This window comes from Vibrio phycocola, assembly GCF_054404255.1.
Genome location: NZ_JBTAMQ010000037.1, coordinates 1 through 593 on the forward strand (window position 1 = coordinate 1; position 593 = coordinate 593).

The 593-nt window shown below is 42.0% G+C and carries 2 tRNA genes; both read right to left on the reverse strand.

What is annotated here, in order from left to right:
• Nucleotides 1–277 precede the first annotated feature (277 nt).
• A tRNA-Ala gene (locus ACXJY6_RS19760) sits at nt 278–353 on the reverse strand.
• 38 nt (nt 354–391) lie between these two features.
• Nucleotides 392–468, reverse strand: a tRNA-Ile gene (locus ACXJY6_RS19765).
• Nucleotides 469–593 lie beyond the last annotated feature (125 nt).

The following is a 593-nucleotide window of genomic DNA, read 5'->3' on the forward strand; positions in this document are numbered from 1 at the left end:
GTTTTAGTTGCACTCTCATTGTTTGAATAAGCGAGAGTGCTTTTGATTTTTGCCGGACTCAAAATATGAACATCATCTAGGATGATGTTCCCAAGAACACTTGAATGTGTGTTGGTACCTACATTTCATTAAATGAAACATAGGATTTGAGAACTTTTACAAATAACGATTAATCAAATCGTTATTTTGTCAGCTTTCCAAATTGTTAAAGAGCAAGATTGTTTTCCTGATGGAAAAAAACCATTTTTAAAAACACTGTCACCAATGTACTTAAAAATGGTGGAGCTATGCGGGATCGAACCGCAGACCTCCTGCGTGCAAGGCAGGCGCTCTCCCAGCTGAGCTATAGCCCCATCTGTGTTCGATATTTGTCAACTTCACAAGGAAATAGTGGTGGGTCTGAGTGGACTTGAACCACCGACCTCCCGCTTATCAGGCGAGCGCTCTAACCAGCTGAGCTACAGACCCACAGTCGGTGTTCGCTTAATCAGCGAAACCAAATATCGTCTCTTCTATTTAAACCTAATCAATCTGTGTGGACACTCATCTTAATAATCTTCGTATAAGGAGGTGATCCAGCGCCAGGTTCCCCT